This is a genomic window from Curtobacterium sp. NPDC089991 (genome assembly GCF_044748425.1).
Taxonomy (GTDB): domain Bacteria; phylum Actinomycetota; class Actinomycetes; order Actinomycetales; family Microbacteriaceae; genus Curtobacterium.
The window spans coordinates 521,610-538,918 of the sequence record NZ_JBIVGB010000001.1 but is presented as its reverse complement, the minus strand read 5'-3'; the positions used below and the strand labels follow the sequence as shown (position 1 = coordinate 538,918).

Sequence of the window (17,309 nt, the reverse complement as noted above, 5' to 3'; positions counted from 1 at the left end):
TAAGGCAAGCCTTACCTCATCACAAGGGCTGCTGGCCGGTTCCGGCGATCTCCACAGCCGGCACACCGAGTTCGTGCGCCAGGAACGTCCACATCCACGACAGCGCGACGGTGTGCGTGAGCCCGGGGACGCCCTGGGCGATCTGCGTCGCGACACCGTCGCTGTAGGCCGCGAGCTTCAGCGCCACGGTGTCCGGCTCGATCGGTCCGGCGCCGCCCGGGAACGTGCCGGCGTCGGCACCGCGGCGGATCACCCGGACCAGACAGGCCTCCCAGACGCGGATCCGCTCGGCGTACTCGGCGGCCACCTCGGGCCGGCGGGCGACCGCGGTCCAGTAGTCGGACCAGATCCGCCAGTGCTGCCGGACCTGTTCGGTGTCGTCGAACAGGGGCGCGACGAGCATCCGCAGCGCCTCGACGGGGTCGGACTCGGCGTCGACGGCGATGACGATCGCCCCGTAGAAGCGCTCCGTCTCGAGCACGACGACCTCGTTGAGGATCTCCGCCACGCTGCCGAAGTGGTACGTCACGGTGCCGACGGACACTCCGGCCTCGGCGGCGATGTCCCGCAGGCCCGTCGCCCCGACGCCGTTCCGGACGATGACGGCACGGGCGGCCGCGACGATCATCGCGCGCCGGACCGCGGGACGCTGCCGGACGCGCGGCGCCGCACCCGCTGCGGCGTCCGCTGCGGCGCCCGGTGCAGCCCCCGCTGCCCCGGTCACGCCGAGGTCCTCGGGACGTCGTCGGCGAAGGTCTGCTCGGTGACCAGCACCTCGGGGGCGTCGGGGCCGCCGTCGCGGGCCCAGGCCCGCACGGTGTTCACGACGTGGAAGGCCTCGGCGTCGGCGGTGACCTCGGAGGACGTCTCGAGCCGTGCCGACCAGTCCGGCTTCTCCAGGCCGATCGCCCAATGCGACGACGCCACGGCCGAGTTCGGATCGTCCGACCGGATGCGGTACGTCTCGCGGGCGTCCTCGCTGAACACGAGCCCGTCGGGGTAGACCCGTCCGCCGCCGTACCCGGGGTCGACGTCGAGGGTCCACTCCCCCGTCTCGACGTCGTGCGTGACGGTGCGCTGGGGCAGCTGCTCGGTCGGTGCCACGCGCTCGATCGCGAGCGGCGTCGACCGCTCGGACTCGTCGAAGCGCACGTCGTCGTCGGTGTCGCGCGTCCAGACCGGCAGGCACACCTCGGACGCCGTCGGGTCGATCGTGACGGTGGCCTCGGTGCCGTGCGGCCAGACCCAGGGCCAGTAGGAAGACGACACCGCGATCCGCAGGCGGTGCCCGGCGGCAAACCGGTGACCGGTCGCGACGAGCCGCACCGGCAGCGACGCCGGCTCACCGGGGACCAGCGGGTCGTTCCGGTCCATGCCGTCCCGCTTCGCCGCGTTGAGCACCCCGCGCGTCACGAGGGTCGACGAGCCGTCCGGCGCGACGTCGCACAACCGCACCGTCAGGGTGGCGCGCGGCTGGTCGCTCGTGACCGACAGGGTGACGAGCGCGTTGCCGAGCAGGTCGAACGCCCGGCCGACGGGCAGGTCGAAGCAGACGGAGCGGCCGTCCTCGGCACGCTGGTCCGGTGGCAGGTCGGTCGCGTTGCCGAACGGGAAGAACCGTCCGGCGTCGGCGCCGGTGTGCTGCGGCGACCGGACGACGACCGGCCCGTCCTCGCCGCCGCGCAGCGTCGCGAGCGGCAGCGCGCGCCGGTGCGTCGCCGCCGACGGCCACGCCTCGGCGCCGACCCACCGACCCCGTCGCGACGCGTAGTACGTCGCCGGTGCTTCGCCCTCGTTGATCCAGGCGCGGAGCGCGGGGTCCGCCTCGACGCCGGTGTCGATCCCGCGGAGCCAGCGGTCCCACCAGCGCAGCGTCTCCTGCAGGAACCCGATCGACGGTCCGGGTGCGAGACCGCGGTCCGGGTACTGGTGCGACCACGGTCCGACGATGCCCTTGACCGGGGACTGCACGTTCGACACCAGTCGGAGCACGGCGTCGCGGTACGGGTCCGCCCAGCCGCCGACGGCGAGGACCGCTGCACCGATGTTGCCGTAGTCCTCGGCGGCGCTGCCGTGCCGCCAGTAGTCGTCGCGTTCCTGGTGCGCGAGCCACACCGGCGTCATCGGGCGGTTCGACTCCAGCCGCTCGCGCCACCGGTCGACCCAGTCCGTGCCGACGACCTCGGGCCGGGGCGGCCGCGAGTTGAACGCGAACATCGTCGCGCCCCACGCCGCCATGTCGATGCCGAGCACCGCTCCGCCGACGTAGTGCACGTCGTTGTCGTACCGGTCGTCGGTCGAACACACCGTGACGATGGCCTTGAGCGCGGCGGGCGCACGCGCTGCCAGTTGCAGGGCGTTGAACCCACCCCACGAGATGCCGAACATGCCGACGGCGCCCGTCGACCACTCCTGCTCGGCGAGCCAGGCGATCACGACCTCTCCGTCGCGGAGCTCCTGCTCGCTGTACTCGTCGTCGAAGAACCCGTCCGACGAGCCGCTGCCCCGGATGTCGACCCGGACCGAGGCGTACCCGTGCTGGGCGTACCAGGGGTGCCGTTCCGAGTCGCGGGGCGCGGTCCAGTCGTCGAGCCGGTACGGCAGGTACTCGAGCAGCACCGGCACCGGACCGTCGGGCGACGCCGGCGACCAGATCCGGGTGTGCAGCCGGACGCCGTCGGGCATCGGGATCCACTCGTCGCGGACGGTCACGCCGTCCGGCAGCGAGTCCGGCGCGCCGATGGCGGTGAAGGTCGAAGCGTCGGCGTACACCGAGCGATCGCGGCTCATGCGTCCTCCCAGTTCCGGGTCAGGTGTCCGTCGCCGTGGTCGGTCCAGCCCTCGGTGTGCCGCCAGCGCGGCACACCGTCGCCGACGTCGGGCAGCTCGGTGCTGCCCGGCTCGAGCGTCGCGGCCAGCAGCGTCGACGTGTACGGGTGGTTCGGGCCGGTGAAGACCCGCTCGGTCGGTCCGATCTCGACGATCCGGCCGCCGGTCATCACGGCGACCCGGTCGGCCACGCCCCGGACGACGGCCAGGTCGTGGCTGATGAACAGGCAACTGAGCCCGCGCGAGCGCTGCAGGTCGGCGAGGAGCGCGAGGATCCCCGCCTGCACCTGCACGTCGAGCGCGGTGGTGATCTCGTCGGCGATGACCAGGCGCGGCTCGGCGGCGAGGGCCCGGGCGATGCCGACGCGCTGCCGCTGCCCACCGGAGAGCTGCGCCGGCAGCCGCTCGGCGAACTCCGGGCCGAGGCCGACCTGGGTGAGCAGCTCGCCGACGCGCTGCCGCGAGGACGTGCCCGTGAACAGCTTGAGCGGTCGCCCGATCGCCGCGCCCACGGTGCGCCGCGGGTTGAGCGACGTGTCGGCGTTCTGGAACACGAGCTGCACCGCACGACGAAGGTCCGGGGACCGTCCGGCGATCGGCTCGCGCAGGTCGCCGCTCACCGTCCCGTCGTCGAACGAGAACGTGCCCGACTCGGCCGGAACCAGGCCGGCGAGGGCGGTCGCGAGCGTCGACTTGCCACTTCCGGACTCCCCCACGACCGCGAGCGTCTCGCGCGGCGCGATCGTGAAGGACACGCCGTCGACGGCGGCCGGCAGGCCGCGTCCGTAGCGGATCACCAGGTCCTCGGCGGTCACCACGGGACGGACGAGCGGTTCGGGGGGAACGGTTCGGCCGGCCGTGGAGGCGACCGTCGACGAGACGGTCGCCGTCTCGGGCACGCGATCCGTCCCTCCCGGCCGTCGCCCGTCCGGCACCGCGGCCAGCAGGGCACGCGTGTACTCGTGCTGCGGGGCGGCGAAGAGCGCCGCCGTGGCGGCGTGCTCGACGATCTCGCCGTCGCGCATGACGGCGATCTCGTCCGCCATCGCCGAGACGACCCCGAGGTCGTGGCTGACGAGCAGGACGGCCATGCCGAGCTGCCGGCCGAGGTCAGCGATCAGGTCGAGGACGGCGGCCTGGGTGACGACGTCGAGCGCCGTCGTGGGCTCGTCGAGCACCAGGACGCGCGGGCGGGCGGCGACGGCCATCGCGATGGCGATGCGCTGCTGCTGCCCACCGGAGAGCTGGTGCGGGTAGCGGCGGACGATCGCGTCGGGGTCTGGCAGCCGGACCAACCGGACCAGCTCGGCGACGCGCTCGGGGCCGTCGGGTTCGCGGTGGGCGCGCAGGGCCTCGCGGATCTGCTCGCCGACGCGCATCGACGGGGTGAGCGCCTGGCCGGCGTTCTGCGCGACGACGGAGGCGACGCCGCCGCGGAGCTCGCGGCGGCCGGACGGTGACAGCGCGAAGACGTCGTCGCCGCCGACGCGGACCGAGCCGCCGACGATCGTCGAGCCCGCCCGGAGGTGCGCGAGCAGGGTCCGGGCGACGGTGGACTTGCCGCTGCCGGACTCCCCGACGAGGCCGAGGGTGCGCCCGGCGGGGATCGCGAAGGAGACGCCGCGCACCACGGGGACCAGGCGCTTGCCGGCCGCGTAGGAGATCGCGAGGTCGTCGACGCGGACGATGGGGTCCGTCGCGGTCGCCGGTGCGGCCGGTGCGGTGTCGGTGTGCGTCATGCGCTCACTCCCTTCGTGGCGCGGTCGACGCCGAGCGACTTGCTCAGGCCGTCGGCGGCGAGGTTGAGCCCGATCACCAGGGTCGCCAGGGCGACGATCGGTGCGAGCGTGCCGAGCGGCACCACGGTCAGCGCGGTGCGGTTCTCCTGCACCATCAGCCCCCAGTCCGGCGTCGGCGGGTTGGCGCCGAAGCCGAGGAAGGACAGCGACGCGACGAGCAGCACGATCCACGAGGCCCGCATGGCGTACTCGACGAGCACCACGTCGAGGACGTTCGGCAGGATCTCGCGGAACACGATCGACAGCGCACGTTCACCCCGGGCCCGGGCGGCCGTCACGTAGTCCTGCGTGATGACGGTGCGGGCGGCACCACGGACGACGCGGGTCACGGCGGGCGCGTAGACGACGGTGACGGCGAGGACGATCACCCAGAGCCCGGCGTCGAAGACCGTGACGACGACGAGCAGGGCGAGGATCGACGGCACGCTGAGCAGGGCGTCGACGACGCGCATGACGGCCTCGTCGAACCAGTTGTCCGCGTACGCCGTGATGCAACCGAGCACCGTGCCGACCGCGACGGCGATCGTCGTGGCCAGGAAGGTCACGAGCAGGGCGTACCGGCCGCCGTTGAGCGTCCGCGACAGCACGTCACGGCCGTACTGGTCGGTGCCGAGCCAGTGCGTCCAGGTCGGGCCGGCGAGGACGTCGCCGGCGTTCGTGGCCACCGGGTCGTACCCGGCGATGACCGGTGCGAGCAGGGCGAGCACGACGTGCAGGGCGATGAGGCCGAGGCCGATGCTCAGCGCCGTCGAGCCGCGCAGGGGCGCGAGGGCCCCGGCGAGGACGACGCGTCCGGGGCGGCGGGTGGCGGTGGCGGTCATGCGGCGGCCTTCCTGGTGCTGCGCGTCGTGCGGGTGCGCGTGCGCGGTCGCCGCTGGCGGGTCCGCAGCTTCGGGTCGAGGGCGAGCGCCACGAGGTCGGCGGCGAGGTTGCAGACGACGTAGATGACGGCGCTCAGGAGCGCGATCGCCTCGATCGTCGGCAGGTCGCGGTTGAAGACCGACTCGAGCATGAGCTTGCCCATGCCCGGGTAGTTGAAGACGTTCTCGACGACGACGACACCGCCGAGCAGCCAGGCGACGTTGAGCGCGACGACGTTGAGCGTCGGCAGCAGCGCGCTCGGCACCGCGTGCTTCCAGACCACGCGACGCATCGTCAGGCCCTTGAGCTCCGCCGTGGTGACGAACTCGGACGCCATCACGTCGATGGTCGAGGAGCGGGCGGTGCGCACGATGTAGGCGGCCATCGCCAGGGTGAGCACGATGATCGGCAGCCAGATCGTCGGCAGGAGTTCGCCGACCGTGGCGTCGCTCCCCCGCAGCACGACGGCGGGGAAGACCGGCAGGCCGATCGCGAAGAGCAGCACGAGCACGGTCGCGACCATGAACTCGGGCACGCTCATCACGACGAGGCTGACGATCGAGATCACCTTGTCGGACGGGCGACCCCGACGGACCCCGGCGAGGACGCCGAGCGTCAGGGAGACCGTGACGCCGACGAGCATGGCGGGCACGGCGATGAGCATGCTGTTCCGGAAAGCGGTGAACAGCGTCGGCGCGACGGCCTCGCCGCTGACGAGCGAGGTGCCGAAGTCGCCGTGCACCGCGCCACCGAGCCACTGCAGGTAGCGGAGCCACACGTTCTGGTCGAGGCCGAGGGTCTCGCGCAGCTGCTTCACGGCGTCGGGGGTGGCGTTCTGGCCGAGGAGCTGCTGCGCGACGTCGCCGGGCAGTGCCTGCACCGCCAGGAACACGAAGAGCGAGGCGAGCACGACCGTGAGCACGGCGATGCCGACCCGGCGGAGGACGGGGACGAGGACGTCCGACGGGGTGTTCTTGGTCGTCATCGGCGCAGTCCGATCCGGAGGTAGTCGAACTCGAAGCCGTACTCCGAGTAGTTCACGACGTCGCGGGACAGCCCCACGAGCCGGTCGCCGAACATCGGGGTCATGTCGGCCCCGTCCTCGACCACGAGCCGCTGGGCGTCCTGGTAGAGCGTCAGCCGCTTGGCGTCGTCCATCTCGGCGCGGGCATCGTCGAGCAGCCCGTCGAAGGTCTCGTTCGACCACGCGCTCTCGTTGTAGGACGAGCCCGTGCGGAAGATCTGGTTGAGGAGCTGGTCGATCGGCCGGCCGGTGAACCAGTAGCTCACCATGAGCGGCTTCTGCATCCAGATCTGCGTGTAGTACGAGTCCGCGCTCGCGTTGCGGACCGTCAGGCGGATGCCCGCGTCGGCGACGGCGTCGCGGTAGGCGACCGCCATCGGCGTGAAGACCGACTCGTAGCTCGACGTGTAGATCGAGGTCCGGAACCCCTCGTGACCGGCCTGCTTGAGCAGTGCCTTCGCCTTGTCCGGGTCGTACTCGCGGTGGTCGTCGACGAACGCGGCGAGCTGTGGCGGGACGGGGTTGTCCCACCCGGGCGAGCCGGTGCCCTGCAGGGCGGTGTCGACGATCTGCTGCGGGTCGTAGGCGAGCTTCATCGCCTGGCGGACCCGCGGGTCGCTGAACTCGTCGCTCGTGGCGAGCATCGGGATCGTGTACCACTGGGCGTTCTTGGACCGGGCGACGGTGGCGCGGTCGGACGCGGACACCACCCGAGCGGTCGCGAAGTCCAGGTTCGTCTGCGAGATCAGGTCGATCTGGCCGGCGAGGAGCGCGTTCACCCGGGCGGTGGTGTCCTGGATCGAGTAGAAGTCGATGCCGTCCAGCGCGGGACGCCCGGCGAAGTGGTCGTCGAACGCCTCGACACTGCCGGCACCGGCGGGGGTGAACGCGGAGAGCCGGAACGGACCCGTCCCGATCCCGGTGCGGCCGATGTCGGCGATCGCGGCCGCCGGCACGATGTAGCACTGGTACGCGGTGAGCAGCGACGGGAACTCGGCGTTCGGCTTGGTCAGCGAGAACCGCAGCGTGTACGGGTCGGTCGCACGCATGGAGTCGGCGTCCATCACCTCGCCGAGGACCCCGGCCTGCGGGCTGCCGGTCTTCTCGTCGAGGATGTGCCGGATGCTCGCGATGGCGTCGTCCGCGGTGAAGCGGCTGCCGTCGTGGAAGGTGACGCCACGGCGGAGCGAGAACGTCCACTCGGTGCCGTCGGCGTTCGCGGACCACTCCTCGGCGAGGTCGGGCACGGTGGTGCCCTGCTCGTCGAGCTTGACGAGCCGGTTGTAGAGCGCGCCGAGGTACTCGTACGCCGACAGGGAGCTGGCGGAGTCGAGGGTCTCGGCGGCCGAGGCGGCCGGGCGCGCGATGCGCAGGCGACCGCCGCGTCGGGCGACGCCGGTGGCTGCCGCTTCGGGGATGGTGGGCGTGCCGGCGTTCGCGCCGGAGCTGCACCCCGTCAGGGTGAGCAGGCCGAGGCCGGCCAGGCCGGCGGCGCCGGTGAGGAGCGCTCGACGGCTCGGGCCGCGGGCGTTCCGGGGTTCGGGGACGATGGGCTGCATTCGGGGTGGCCCCTCCTGTAATCGTTCCGGTGAACGATAGAGGGAACCAGGCGATCCCCCAACTCCTGCTCCTCGTCCTCCGGAGTGTTTACGAACTCGTTACACGGGCGCCGCCGGCACGGAGCATGATCGGACCATCCCGTCCGAGGAGGATCATGGCGACGTTCACCAGGGGGTTCGGTGGCCGTCGAGCCGACCGCGACGACACCCGCATCCCGCCCGGCCAGACCCTGGTGCGCGACTGGCCCGTCCTGTCGGCCGGTGCCACGCCCGACGTCGATCCGGCGTCGTGGGTCTTCTCGATCCGCGCCGAGAACGGTCTGCACACCTGGACGTGGGACGAGGTGCACGCGCTCGGCGTCGAGGACGTCACCGTCCACCGACCTGGAGGCCCGGATCGCGCCCGCCGGTCGGCCCGCGCCCCGCAGGCGGCCGGCCTGGCACCCCGCGACGGTCGCCTCGGTGGAGCGCGAGACCCCGAACGCCCGTCGGGTCGTCCTGGACGTCCCGACGTGGCCGGGGAACGACCCGGGCCAGCACCTGGACCTGCGGCTCACGGCCGAGGACGGCTACCAGGCATCCCGCTCGTACTCGATCGCCTCGGCGGGTGACCGGCCCGACGTCGTGCTCGCCGTCGACCGCGTCGAGGGTGGCGAGGTGTCCCCGTTCCTGGTCGACGCGGTCGAGGTCGGCGACGCGCTCGAGGTGCACGGGCCGCTCGGCGGCTGGTTCGTGTGGCGCCCCGGCGCGTCCGCCCGTCCGGTGCAGCTGATCGCCGGCGGCTCGGGGATCGTGCCGCTCGTCGCCATGGTCACCGCGCACGCCGAGGCCGGGGACCCCGCACCGTTCCGGTTGCTCGTCGCCGTCCGGACCCCCGACGACGTCTTCTTCCGCGCCGAACTCGACCGGGCCGTCGCTTCCGACGCTCCGCTCGAGGTGACCACCGTGTACAGCCGGACCGCTCCACCCGGGTCCGCCGTGCCCGCGGGACGGCTGACCCGCGATGCGCTCGCCGCCGCGGTCTTCCCACCCGACGCCGGGGCGCTCGTCTACGTGTGCGGCTCGACGCCCTTCGTCGAGCAGGTGCTCCGCTGGCTCGCCGACCTCGGACACGACACCACCGACGTCCGTGCCGAACGGTTCGGGGGCAGCTGATGACCGTCGTCGACGGCAACGCGCTCGCGGGGGTCCTGTCCGAGGTGCTCGGACCGGAGCCGACCGTGACGGTGCTGTGTTGTGCGGGGTGTGGGTCCCGCGGATCGGTCGCACGCACCGCCGTGTACTGCTCGGCGATGGGCTCCGTCGCCCGGTGCCGGACGTGCGACACCGTGCTCGTCACGGTGGTCGAGGCCGGCTCCGCGCGCTGGATCAGCCTCCCCGGTACCCGTGCCACGCTGATCCCATTACCCGAGGATCGCGGCTAGCGCAATCACCGACCGCATCTCGTGCGGAGTTCTTGCGGTTTTCCGCATGCCCCGAACTGGGGTCCAATCCGACCGAGACGATGCTCCGGATGACTCTTCGGGACATCGCTGGGCCACCCACCCGGCGTCTCCACTCGGGGCAGTGCGGCCTCTGCGTCCGGCGGGCGCGGGTACCCGAAGCCTGCGCCCCCGGATGCGCCCGCTCACGGCGCCCGGGAACGACAGAACCCCCGGTGCTGCTCTGTGAGCAACCCCGGGGGTCCTGTTCCGTCCGAGCGGATGACGAGATTCGAACTCGCGACCCTCACCTTGGCAAGGTGATGCGCTACCACTGCGCCACATCCGCATTCGCACGCCGTGTGGGCCGTGCGGAGTCGACTGTACCCGATCCCGGGCCCACGGACGTGTTCTGCGGCAGATCCGGGCGTGTCCGGCGTCGCGAGGCGCGGCCCGACGCGGCCCGACGCGGTCGTCAGGCGCGGTCATCAGGCACGGTCATCAGGCACCGAGGAGTTCGATCGGAGCATGAGCTACGTGCACGACAACCCGGGCGGGACCGAGGCCCACGGCGTCGACCTGATCGACGGCGACGCCCCCGCCATCCGCATCCTTGTGCACGGCGACCTGCCGACCACGATCGAGCACGAGGGGCGGACCTGGCTCGCCACCGGCGACGCGCACGACGACGGTGACGACCAGGCACCCCCGATCGCGATCTACCGCCCGGTCTGAGCCGAGCGGATCGCCCGTGCCGCCTGCAGGACGGCCTCCACGCTCGCGGTGAGCACCGAGCGGTGACGTCCGGCGGCCCAGTGCACTCCGGTCTCGTCGCGGTACTCGAGCAGGGTCAGTGCCGCGCTGGCGCTGCCCGTCGTCCGCGACGTCTGGTGCAGCGAGACGATGTCGACTGCCGTACCCCACTCGGCGAGCAGTTCGACGACCGCCTCGACCGGACCGACGTCGACGAAGGCTCCGCGGTGCTCGACCCCGTCGATCCGCAGGGTGAGTTCGGTGTGCGCGCCGTCGCCGTGCGTCGTCTCGATCGCCACCAGCTCGACGTCCGCCGGGGCTCCGGCCGCCCGCTCGTAGCTCCGCTCGAACAGCGCGAGGAGTTCGGGTCCGTCGACCTCGGTGCCCGAACCGTCGACGTGCTGCTGGACACGACGAGCGAAGTCGATCTGCAGCCGTCGCGGGAGCTCGATGCCGGACGCCGTCTCGAGCAGGTGTGCGACACCGCCCTTGCCGGACTGCGAGTTCACCCGGATGACCGCGTCGTAGTCCCTGCCGAGGTCGGCCGGGTCGATCGGCAGGTACGGGACGCGCCACGCGGTCTCCGACTCCGGACGCCCCTCGGCGGCCGCGCGTGCTCGGTGCTCGGCGAAGCCCTTGCGGATGGCGTCCTGGTGGGTGCCGCTGAACGCGGTGTGCACCAGGTCGCCGACGTAGGGGTGCCGCGGGTGCAGCTCGATGCGGGTGGCGTGCTCGACCGTCCGCCGGACGTCGTCGATGTCGGAGAAGTCGATCATCGGGTCGATGCCCTGCGCGTGCAGGTTGAGGGCGAGCGTGGCGATGTCGACGTTGCCGGTCCGTTCGCCGTTGCCGAAGATGCAGCCCTCGACGCGTTGCGCCCCCGCGAGCACGGCGAGTTCGGCGCACGCGATGCCGGTCCCCCGGTCGTTGTGGGGGTGCACCGACAGGATCACGCCGTCGCGCCGGGCCAGGTTGCGGTGCATCCACTCGATCTGGTCGGCGTAGACGTTCGGCGTCGCGATCTCGACGGTCGCCGGCAGGTTGATGACCACCGGACGCTCCGGTGTGGCGTCCCAGAGCTCGGTCATCGCGTCGCAGACCTCGAGGACGAACTCCGGCTCGGTCAGGTTGAAGACCTCCGGGGAGAACTCGAACCGGACGTTCGGCAGGTGCCCCGCGAGCTCGAGGACGTCGCGGCCCCCGGCGAGGATCATCTCGCGCAGCTCGTCCCGGTCCTTCCCGAGCACGACGTCGCGCCACGTCGGGGCGGTCGCGGTGTACATGTGGATGACGACGTCGTTGGTGATCCCGCGGATCGACTCGACCGTCCGTTCGATCAGGTCACGCCGGGCGGGGGTGAACACGACGATCGTGACGTCGTCCGGCGCCAGGTCCGTGTCGGCGAGCAGCCGGACGAACGCGTGGTCCGTCTCCGACGCCGACGGGTAGCCGACCTCGATCTCCTTGTAGCCCATCCGCACCATGAGCTCGAAGAACCGCCGTTTGCGTTCGGGGTCCATCGGCTCCGCGAGCGCCTGGTTGCCGTCGCGCAGGTCGACGGGGACCCACAGCGGCGCCGCGGTGAGCGACCGCGTCGGCCAGGTGCGGTCGGTGAGCGGGACGGCGACGCGGTCGGAGACGTCCTGGTACCGGTACGACGGCATCGGGGACGAACGCTGTCGGTTCCACGACGGGGTCGCGACGTCGGGGGTGGTGGTGGTCATGAGGCTCCTCTGCAGCTGTCGCGACGACCGTAGCACCGCTCCTCAGACAAGTAGAGGTGTTGCACGCGATGCGGCAGGATGGGCACATGACACCGGTCCGCCGCGAACCCCTCGCCGAACAGGCCGCCGCCGCCCTGCTCGCCCGCATCCGCGACGGTGAGTGGGTGCTCGGCGACAAGCTCCCCGGCGAGACGACGCTGGCACCACAGCTCGGCGTCGGTCGCTCGACGGTGCGCGAGGCGATCCGGCACCTCGCCGGTCGGGGCGTGCTGGCCTCGCGGCAGGGCGCCGGGGTCTTCGTCACCGCGCTCGACGTGCAGGACGGCCTCGACGACGTGGTCCGCCGCGCCGACATCGCCGCCGTGGTCGAGGCCCGCATCGCCATAGAGGTCGAGGCGTCGTCCCTCGCCGCGGATCGCCGGACCCCGGCCGAACTCCGCACGATGCGGCGCGCGGTCGAGCACCGGCAGGAACGACGCGCCTCGATCGAGCAGCACGTCGACGCGGACACGGCGCTGCACCGCGCGATCGTCGTCGCCGCCCACAACCCGCTGCTCACCGAGCTCTTCGACGGGTTCACCCCACGCAGCCGCCAGGCGATGATCGAACTGCTGCGCATCGACGGGGTGTACGGCAGCGAGGCCGACCGCGACGTGCACGACGACATCGTCGACGCGATCGACGCCGGGGACGCGGCCGCGGCTGCAGCCCTGACCCGGGCGCACCTGCGCAGCCTGACGGCTCGGCTCGGCTGAGCGCAGGCCTGCTCCCGCCCGGTCTGGACCGTGCTCGGCGGCGGGCCGGGTGCCCGTCCGGGTCAGTGGCCCCGGACGTCGCCCGTCAGGATCGCGTGCTCGGCGCCGGCCGACAGCTCGTCGTGCAGCGCGTCCGCGAAGAACTCCCCCGCACCGAGGCTGACCAGGTGCGTGAGCACACCGCCCACGTCGACCAGCCCGGGGTTCCACTCGTCGTGGAGGGACGCGCGGACGTGCCCGGACTCGTGCACGACGACGACCCCGATGTGGTCGTGGGCATCGCCGACCTCGAGCACGGCGTCGTACACGACGGGTTCGGTGTCCTCGCCGAGGGGCTCCAGGTGCACCTCGCCGATCCCGGGCCACTCGGTGCGGAACACGGGCAGGTCCGGCGCGTGCAGGTGCGGGGCGCGTTCGTCGGTGACGGACTCGATCTCCCCCGACGTCAGGTACTCGTCGACGACCTCGTGGATCCGGTCGTGCAGTCCGGGCTCGTACTGCCACCAGCGCTGGTGCACCGCCCGGAGCCAGTCCTGCGTCGCGGCGTCGGCCGAGGCCGAGGTCCCGACCAGCTGCGGTGCCGTGCCCGGCGATCCGACGACCTCGAGCTGCTCGTCGTGCGTCTCGACGGTGATGGACCCGGTGGCCTCGTCGGGGTGCACGCCGTGGACGTCCTCGGGGGCCGCGGCCCAGATGCTCGCCGGGAGCTTCGGCGGCAGGGCGAACGCCACCGCGATCGCCGGACGCGCCAACGCCTCGTCGAGCGCGTCGCCGAGGTGCACCTCGTCCGAGCGGGACCCCATGACGATGCCGCCGGTCGGGGGCACGGCGGCCAACCGCTCGAGGTCCTCGTGGTCCGCGTTCATCGACGCGAACACGGGGGTGTCCGCCCACTGGACGAACTCGCCGGCGGCACGGTCCTGGTCCTCGAACGGCACGTTCCAGACCGAGGGGTCCGCGAGTACCCACGACGCCGAACGACCGGCGGGGCCACGACGCACGGCGTCGACCACGGCGGGGACGAGCCCGGGCAGCCCGCGGTACGCCGGGCGCACGGTGAGCCGGTCCAGCGCCAGCAGGTCCGGCTTCCCGAGCATCTCGGCGGCGTGCGTCTGCAGCGACAGGAAGGTCTCGCCGGTCGCGTCCGGCACGACGATCGCCGCGGCGAAGTCACCGTCGACGTCGGACACCTGGTACCCGAGCACCAGCGCCTCGACCGACTCCGGCGATCGGCTCGTGTACGCGGCGACCTCGGCGACCGACACCGCTTCGGCCTCGTCGTCGGTGATGGGCACCCGGACGTCGATCACCCACCGGTCGACGTCCTGGCCGGGGTAGGCGTCGCCGTCCTCGTCCGAGATCGTGATGTGCACGAGCCGCAGGGAACCGTCCCACGCGTCGTGGACGTGCTGGGCGATGGCGGCTTCAGGGTCGTCGGTCACGGACGCCACCGTATCGGTGGCGGACCGGTGACGTGGTCAACCGTGCTGCGCGACCATCGCGTCGACGCTCCGCATCGCGGTCGCCAGGATGGTGAGCACCGGGTTCACCCCGCCGTTCGTGACGTGCACCGAGCCGTCGGTCACGCGCAGGTTGTCGTGTCCCCACACCCGGCCGAACGGGTCGACGACCGACGTCGCGGGGTCCGTCCCCATCCGGAGCGTGCCGGCCTGGTGCTGGCCACCGCTCGTGCCCCGGACCGGACCGTGCAGCTCCGCCACGCGCGTGGCGCCGGCCGCGCGCAACCAGTCGCCGCTCCGGGCGCTGGTGTGGTCGCGAGCACGGACGTCCTCCGGGTGGACCCCACCGCTGAACGACGCCACCGGGATGCCGTACCGGTCCGTCACCGCCGGATCCACCCGGACGCGTGCGTCGGCCGTGGTGACCTCCTGGATCGGCCCCATGATCCGCATGCTGCGCCGCGCCAGGTCCCGCATCGCGTGCTTGCCGTCGAGCCCGGAGCGCGGCGCGAGCCCCGTGCCGACGAGGTACTGGTACGTGTTCGACGGCGTCGCGATGAACTCGTTCGCCAGGATCCCGCCACCGATCTGCCCGGGCACGCCGTGCCGGTAGTCGGTCGTGGCGATCGACGGCCCCGGTCCGAGACCGTCGTCCACCACGTCGTCGAAGACCCCCATCGCACCGCCGTAGACGTGGCCCTGCAGGTGCCGACCGACCTGGTCCGCGCCGTTGCCGATGCCGTCGGGCTCCTGGTCGCTCCGACTGTTCAGCAGGAGCCGTGCCGACTCCACCGCCCCGGCCGCGACGACGACCTCGGCGGCGTCGACCTCGGCCCGCCAGTCGTCGCCGTCCACGGTGCCGACGATCGTGACGCCGACCACGCGGCCGGCGCCGTCCGTGCGCAGCCGAGCGACCCGTGACTCGACCACGATCGACGCGTTCCCGGTGGCGAACGCGCGGGTCAGCATGGTGTTCTGGCTGCCGTTCTTGGCGTCGACCGGGCACGCGAAGCCGACGCACATGCCGCACTGTTCGCACGCGCGGCGACCCAGGTACGGCGTCGAGTTGATCAGGAGCGGGACGTGCACCGTCGAGATGCCCAGGGCGCCCGCGGCGCCGGCGAGCCGGTCCCGCGCCGCCCCAGACGGCAGCGGTGGCATCGGTCGCGCGCGCGAGCGTTCCCCGGACCACGGACCGTCGACGTCACCGCCGCTGACCCCGATCTCCCACTCGGCGCGCTCGTACCAGGGCTCGAGCTCGTCGTACCCGAACGGCCAGTCGGCCAGGGCGCTGCCGTCCGGCACGCCGTACGTCGACGCCATCGCGAAGTCCCGCGGCCCGAACCGCCAGGCCTGTGCGCCGTAGACCCGTGTGCCGCCGCCGGCCGTGACGGCGTTGTTGTGCCACCCCGGCGACGAGGGCCGGAGCACCAGGAGCTCGTGACCGTCCGCCACCGTCCGCGGGTTGCCGACGTCGGACGGCCCCGACCGCGGCGCCACGCCCCAGCTCGACCGCGGGTTCCGGATGTGGTCACGGCTGAGTTCCGCGGTGCCGGGCCACCCACCGGCCTCGACCACGAGCACGCGCCGACCGGACTCGGCGAGCCCGCACGCCGCGACACCCCCGCCGGCGCCCGACCCGACGACGACCGCGTCGTACCGGTCGGCCAGCTGCGACGGGTGCACGACCGAGGGCGCTGCGGTCGGGACCGGTACCGGCACGCTCCAGCCGTCCGGCGGACCGGGCTGCCACCCCACCATCTCCCAGGACCGCTCCCCCGCGTTCCCGCCGTTCCCCGCGTCGGCGTAGTAGCCCGCGGCCACGAGTTCGGCGAACCAGGTCCAGTCCGGATCCTGTTCGTCTCCTGCAACGTCCGCGGACGCGTCGACGACGCCACGGAGACGGTTCAGCCAGTCCGGCCGGTCGACCAGGATCCCGGCCAGGAAGTCGAGCGCGCCGGCCTCGGACGCCGACGGGTACTCGTCCGCCGGTACCACCTGGTCGACCAGGGAACGGAGCCGTTCGTCGTGCGTGCGGAGGAACTCCTGCGCCGCGGTGGCCGCGTGGTCCGTCATCGGTCCTGCCTCTCGAGCAGCGCCGGTGCCGCCCCACGAGCACCGTAACGGACACGGGAGCGTCCGGGGCCGGGCTCAGCCGCCGATGCCCTCCAGGTCGAGCAGGTCGTCGTCGCTCAGCACGACGGCGGCCCCCTCGACGTTCTCGCGCAGGTGTGCCCGCGACGACGTGCCCGGGATCAGCAGGATGTTCGGGGAACGGCGCAGCAGCCACGCCAGGGCGACGGACATCGGCGTCGACCCGAGCCGTGTCGCCACGGTCGAGAGCACCTCGGACTGCAACGGAGAGAAGCCACCGAGCGGGAAGAACGGCACGTAGGCGACCCCTTCGTCGGCGAGTCGGTCGATGAGCGGGTCGTCCTGCCGGTTGGCCAGGTTGTACATGTTCTGCACCGACACGATCGGCGCGATGCCCTGCGCTTCCGCCACCTGTTCCGTCGTGGCGTTGCTCACGCCGAGGTGCCGGATGACCCCCTGTCGCTGCAGGTCGACCAGCGTCTCGAACGCCGGGGCGATCGGCCCCGCGACCGGACCGTTCGCGTCGCCCAGCCGCAGGTTGACGAGGTCCAGCACGTCGACGCCGAGCGTCTCGAGGTTGTCGTCGACCTGCGCACGCAGTTGGTCGGGTTCCCGAGCTGTCGGCCACCCGCCTCGGGCGTCCCGCCGCGCACCGACCTTCGTCGCGATGACGAGGTCGTCGGCGTACGGGTGCAGCGCCTCGTGCAGCAGCTCGTTGACGATGCGGGGGCCGTACGTCTCGGCGGTGTCGATGTGCGTGATGCCGCCCGCGACGGCGTCCCGGAGCACGGAGACGGCCTCGTCGTGGTCCTTCGGCGGCCCGACGACCCGGGGACCGGTGAGCTGCATCGCGCCGTAGCCGAAGCGTGCGACCGGCCGGTCGCCGAGGGTCCAGGTGCCGCCGGGCAGGCGAGGGGTGGTGGTGCTCATCGGATCTCCTTCGAGGGCGGGCCCACGCCGAGGGCGCAGCGCACTCCTGACAGCCTGCTCGCGTGGGCAGCGGCTCGCACGACACCGACGCGCGTTCCGG

The 17,309-nt window shown here is 72.6% G+C and carries 14 protein-coding genes and 1 tRNA gene; 4 read left to right on the top strand and 11 right to left on the bottom strand.

The features are described 5' to 3' along the window. Positions 1–19 precede the first annotated feature (19 nt). The 6 genes from ACIPV1_RS02560 to ACIPV1_RS02535 are packed head-to-tail and all read right to left on the bottom strand — an operon-like array spanning position 20 to position 8,072. Positions 20–724, bottom strand: coding sequence for a TetR/AcrR family transcriptional regulator (locus ACIPV1_RS02560; protein ID WP_402725728.1), 705 nt, complete (start codon positions 722–724; stop codon positions 20–22). Beyond that, positions 721–2,790 carry a CocE/NonD family hydrolase gene (locus ACIPV1_RS02555; protein WP_402725727.1) on the bottom strand — a complete coding sequence of 690 codons (2,070 nt, stop codon included), beginning with the start codon at positions 2,788–2,790 and terminating at the stop codon, positions 721–723. The genes ACIPV1_RS02560 and ACIPV1_RS02555 overlap by 4 nt, the downstream gene beginning before the upstream one ends. Further along, entirely contained in the window at positions 2,787–4,568 is a 1,782-nt protein-coding gene (locus ACIPV1_RS02550; protein WP_132100379.1) for an ABC transporter ATP-binding protein, read from the bottom strand. The genes ACIPV1_RS02555 and ACIPV1_RS02550 overlap by 4 nt, the downstream gene beginning before the upstream one ends. Continuing rightward, the gene (locus tag ACIPV1_RS02545; protein WP_111084076.1) at positions 4,565–5,449 is read right to left on the bottom strand and encodes an ABC transporter permease; all 885 of its coding nucleotides are present in this window, start codon (positions 5,447–5,449) and stop codon (positions 4,565–4,567) included. The genes ACIPV1_RS02550 and ACIPV1_RS02545 overlap by 4 nt, the downstream gene beginning before the upstream one ends. Beyond that, on the bottom strand, positions 5,446–6,474 hold the full coding sequence (locus ACIPV1_RS02540; protein WP_131880041.1) for an ABC transporter permease: 1,029 nt from the start codon (positions 6,472–6,474) through the stop codon (positions 5,446–5,448). Before ACIPV1_RS02540 ends, ACIPV1_RS02545 begins: the two co-directional genes overlap by 4 nt. Further along, on the bottom strand, positions 6,471–8,072 hold the full coding sequence (locus ACIPV1_RS02535) for an ABC transporter substrate-binding protein (protein WP_131880039.1): 1,602 nt from the start codon (positions 8,070–8,072) through the stop codon (positions 6,471–6,473). Before ACIPV1_RS02535 ends, ACIPV1_RS02540 begins: the two co-directional genes overlap by 4 nt. Before the next feature lie 462 nt (positions 8,073–8,534). Between ACIPV1_RS02535 and ACIPV1_RS02530 the strand changes: the two genes are divergently transcribed. Further along, entirely contained in the window at positions 8,535–9,227 is a 693-nt protein-coding gene (locus ACIPV1_RS02530) for a ferredoxin reductase (RefSeq protein WP_402725726.1), read from the top strand. Further along, the gene (locus ACIPV1_RS02525; protein ID WP_133936630.1) at positions 9,227–9,496 is read left to right on the top strand and encodes a DUF6510 family protein; all 270 of its coding nucleotides are present in this window, start codon (positions 9,227–9,229) and stop codon (positions 9,494–9,496) included. Before ACIPV1_RS02530 ends, ACIPV1_RS02525 begins: the two co-directional genes overlap by 1 nt. 274 nt (positions 9,497–9,770) lie before the next feature. On the opposite strand, the gene ACIPV1_RS02520 is transcribed toward ACIPV1_RS02525, so the two are convergent. After that, a tRNA-Gly gene (locus tag ACIPV1_RS02520) sits at positions 9,771–9,842 on the bottom strand. A gap of 179 nt (positions 9,843–10,021) precedes the next feature. Here ACIPV1_RS02520 and ACIPV1_RS02515 point away from each other — a divergent pair. Further along, positions 10,022–10,228, top strand: a complete 207-nt coding sequence (locus ACIPV1_RS02515; protein WP_123938055.1) for a hypothetical protein — start codon at positions 10,022–10,024, stop codon at positions 10,226–10,228. Here the strand turns inward: ACIPV1_RS02515 and ACIPV1_RS02510 are convergent. Continuing rightward, entirely contained in the window at positions 10,213–11,970 is a 1,758-nt protein-coding gene (locus tag ACIPV1_RS02510) for a 2-isopropylmalate synthase (RefSeq protein ID WP_402725725.1), read from the bottom strand. The genes ACIPV1_RS02515 and ACIPV1_RS02510 overlap by 16 nt on opposite strands. An 86-nt stretch (positions 11,971–12,056) precedes the next feature. On the opposite strand from ACIPV1_RS02510, the gene ACIPV1_RS02505 reads away from it, so the two are divergent. Beyond that, positions 12,057–12,725 carry a FadR/GntR family transcriptional regulator gene (locus ACIPV1_RS02505; protein WP_402725724.1) on the top strand — a complete coding sequence of 223 codons (669 nt, stop codon included), beginning with the start codon at positions 12,057–12,059 and terminating at the stop codon, positions 12,723–12,725. Between the two features lie 62 nt (positions 12,726–12,787). On the opposite strand, the gene ACIPV1_RS02500 is transcribed toward ACIPV1_RS02505, so the two are convergent. The 3 genes from ACIPV1_RS02500 to ACIPV1_RS02490 form a co-directional block, all read right to left on the bottom strand. Next, entirely contained in the window at positions 12,788–14,167 is a 1,380-nt protein-coding gene (locus ACIPV1_RS02500; RefSeq protein ID WP_194673043.1) for a hypothetical protein, read from the bottom strand. Between the two features lie 36 nt (positions 14,168–14,203). Next, positions 14,204–16,261, bottom strand: a complete 2,058-nt coding sequence (locus tag ACIPV1_RS02495; RefSeq protein ID WP_402725723.1) for a GMC oxidoreductase — start codon at positions 16,259–16,261, stop codon at positions 14,204–14,206. Positions 16,262–16,336: 75 nt separating this feature from the next. Next, positions 16,337–17,209 carry an oxidoreductase gene (locus ACIPV1_RS02490; protein WP_402725722.1) on the bottom strand — a complete coding sequence of 291 codons (873 nt, stop codon included), beginning with the start codon at positions 17,207–17,209 and terminating at the stop codon, positions 16,337–16,339. Between the last annotated feature and the right edge of the window lie 100 nt (positions 17,210–17,309).

What these genes read in the sequence shown, in the direction of transcription:
- ACIPV1_RS02555 (WP_402725727.1), bottom strand. Translation starts at nt 2,790, where the DNA reads ATGAGCCGCGATCGCTCGGTGTACGCCGACGCTTCGACCTTCACCGCC.
- ACIPV1_RS02490 (WP_402725722.1), bottom strand. Translation starts at nt 17,209, where the DNA reads ATGAGCACCACCACCCCTCGCCTGCCCGGCGGCACCTGGACCCTCGGC.
- ACIPV1_RS02495 (WP_402725723.1), bottom strand. Translation starts at nt 16,261, where the DNA reads ATGACGGACCACGCGGCCACCGCGGCGCAGGAGTTCCTCCGCACGCAC.
- ACIPV1_RS02515 (WP_123938055.1), top strand. Translation starts at nt 10,022, where the DNA reads ATGAGCTACGTGCACGACAACCCGGGCGGGACCGAGGCCCACGGCGTC.
- ACIPV1_RS02510 (WP_402725725.1), bottom strand. Translation starts at nt 11,970, where the DNA reads ATGACCACCACCACCCCCGACGTCGCGACCCCGTCGTGGAACCGACAG.
- ACIPV1_RS02505 (WP_402725724.1), top strand. Translation starts at nt 12,057, where the DNA reads ATGACACCGGTCCGCCGCGAACCCCTCGCCGAACAGGCCGCCGCCGCC.
- ACIPV1_RS02535 (WP_131880039.1), bottom strand. Translation starts at nt 8,072, where the DNA reads ATGCAGCCCATCGTCCCCGAACCCCGGAACGCCCGCGGCCCGAGCCGT.
- ACIPV1_RS02540 (WP_131880041.1), bottom strand. Translation starts at nt 6,474, where the DNA reads ATGACGACCAAGAACACCCCGTCGGACGTCCTCGTCCCCGTCCTCCGC.
- ACIPV1_RS02545 (WP_111084076.1), bottom strand. Translation starts at nt 5,449, where the DNA reads ATGACCGCCACCGCCACCCGCCGCCCCGGACGCGTCGTCCTCGCCGGG.
- ACIPV1_RS02525 (WP_133936630.1), top strand. Translation starts at nt 9,227, where the DNA reads ATGACCGTCGTCGACGGCAACGCGCTCGCGGGGGTCCTGTCCGAGGTG.
- ACIPV1_RS02550 (WP_132100379.1), bottom strand. Translation starts at nt 4,568, where the DNA reads ATGACGCACACCGACACCGCACCGGCCGCACCGGCGACCGCGACGGAC.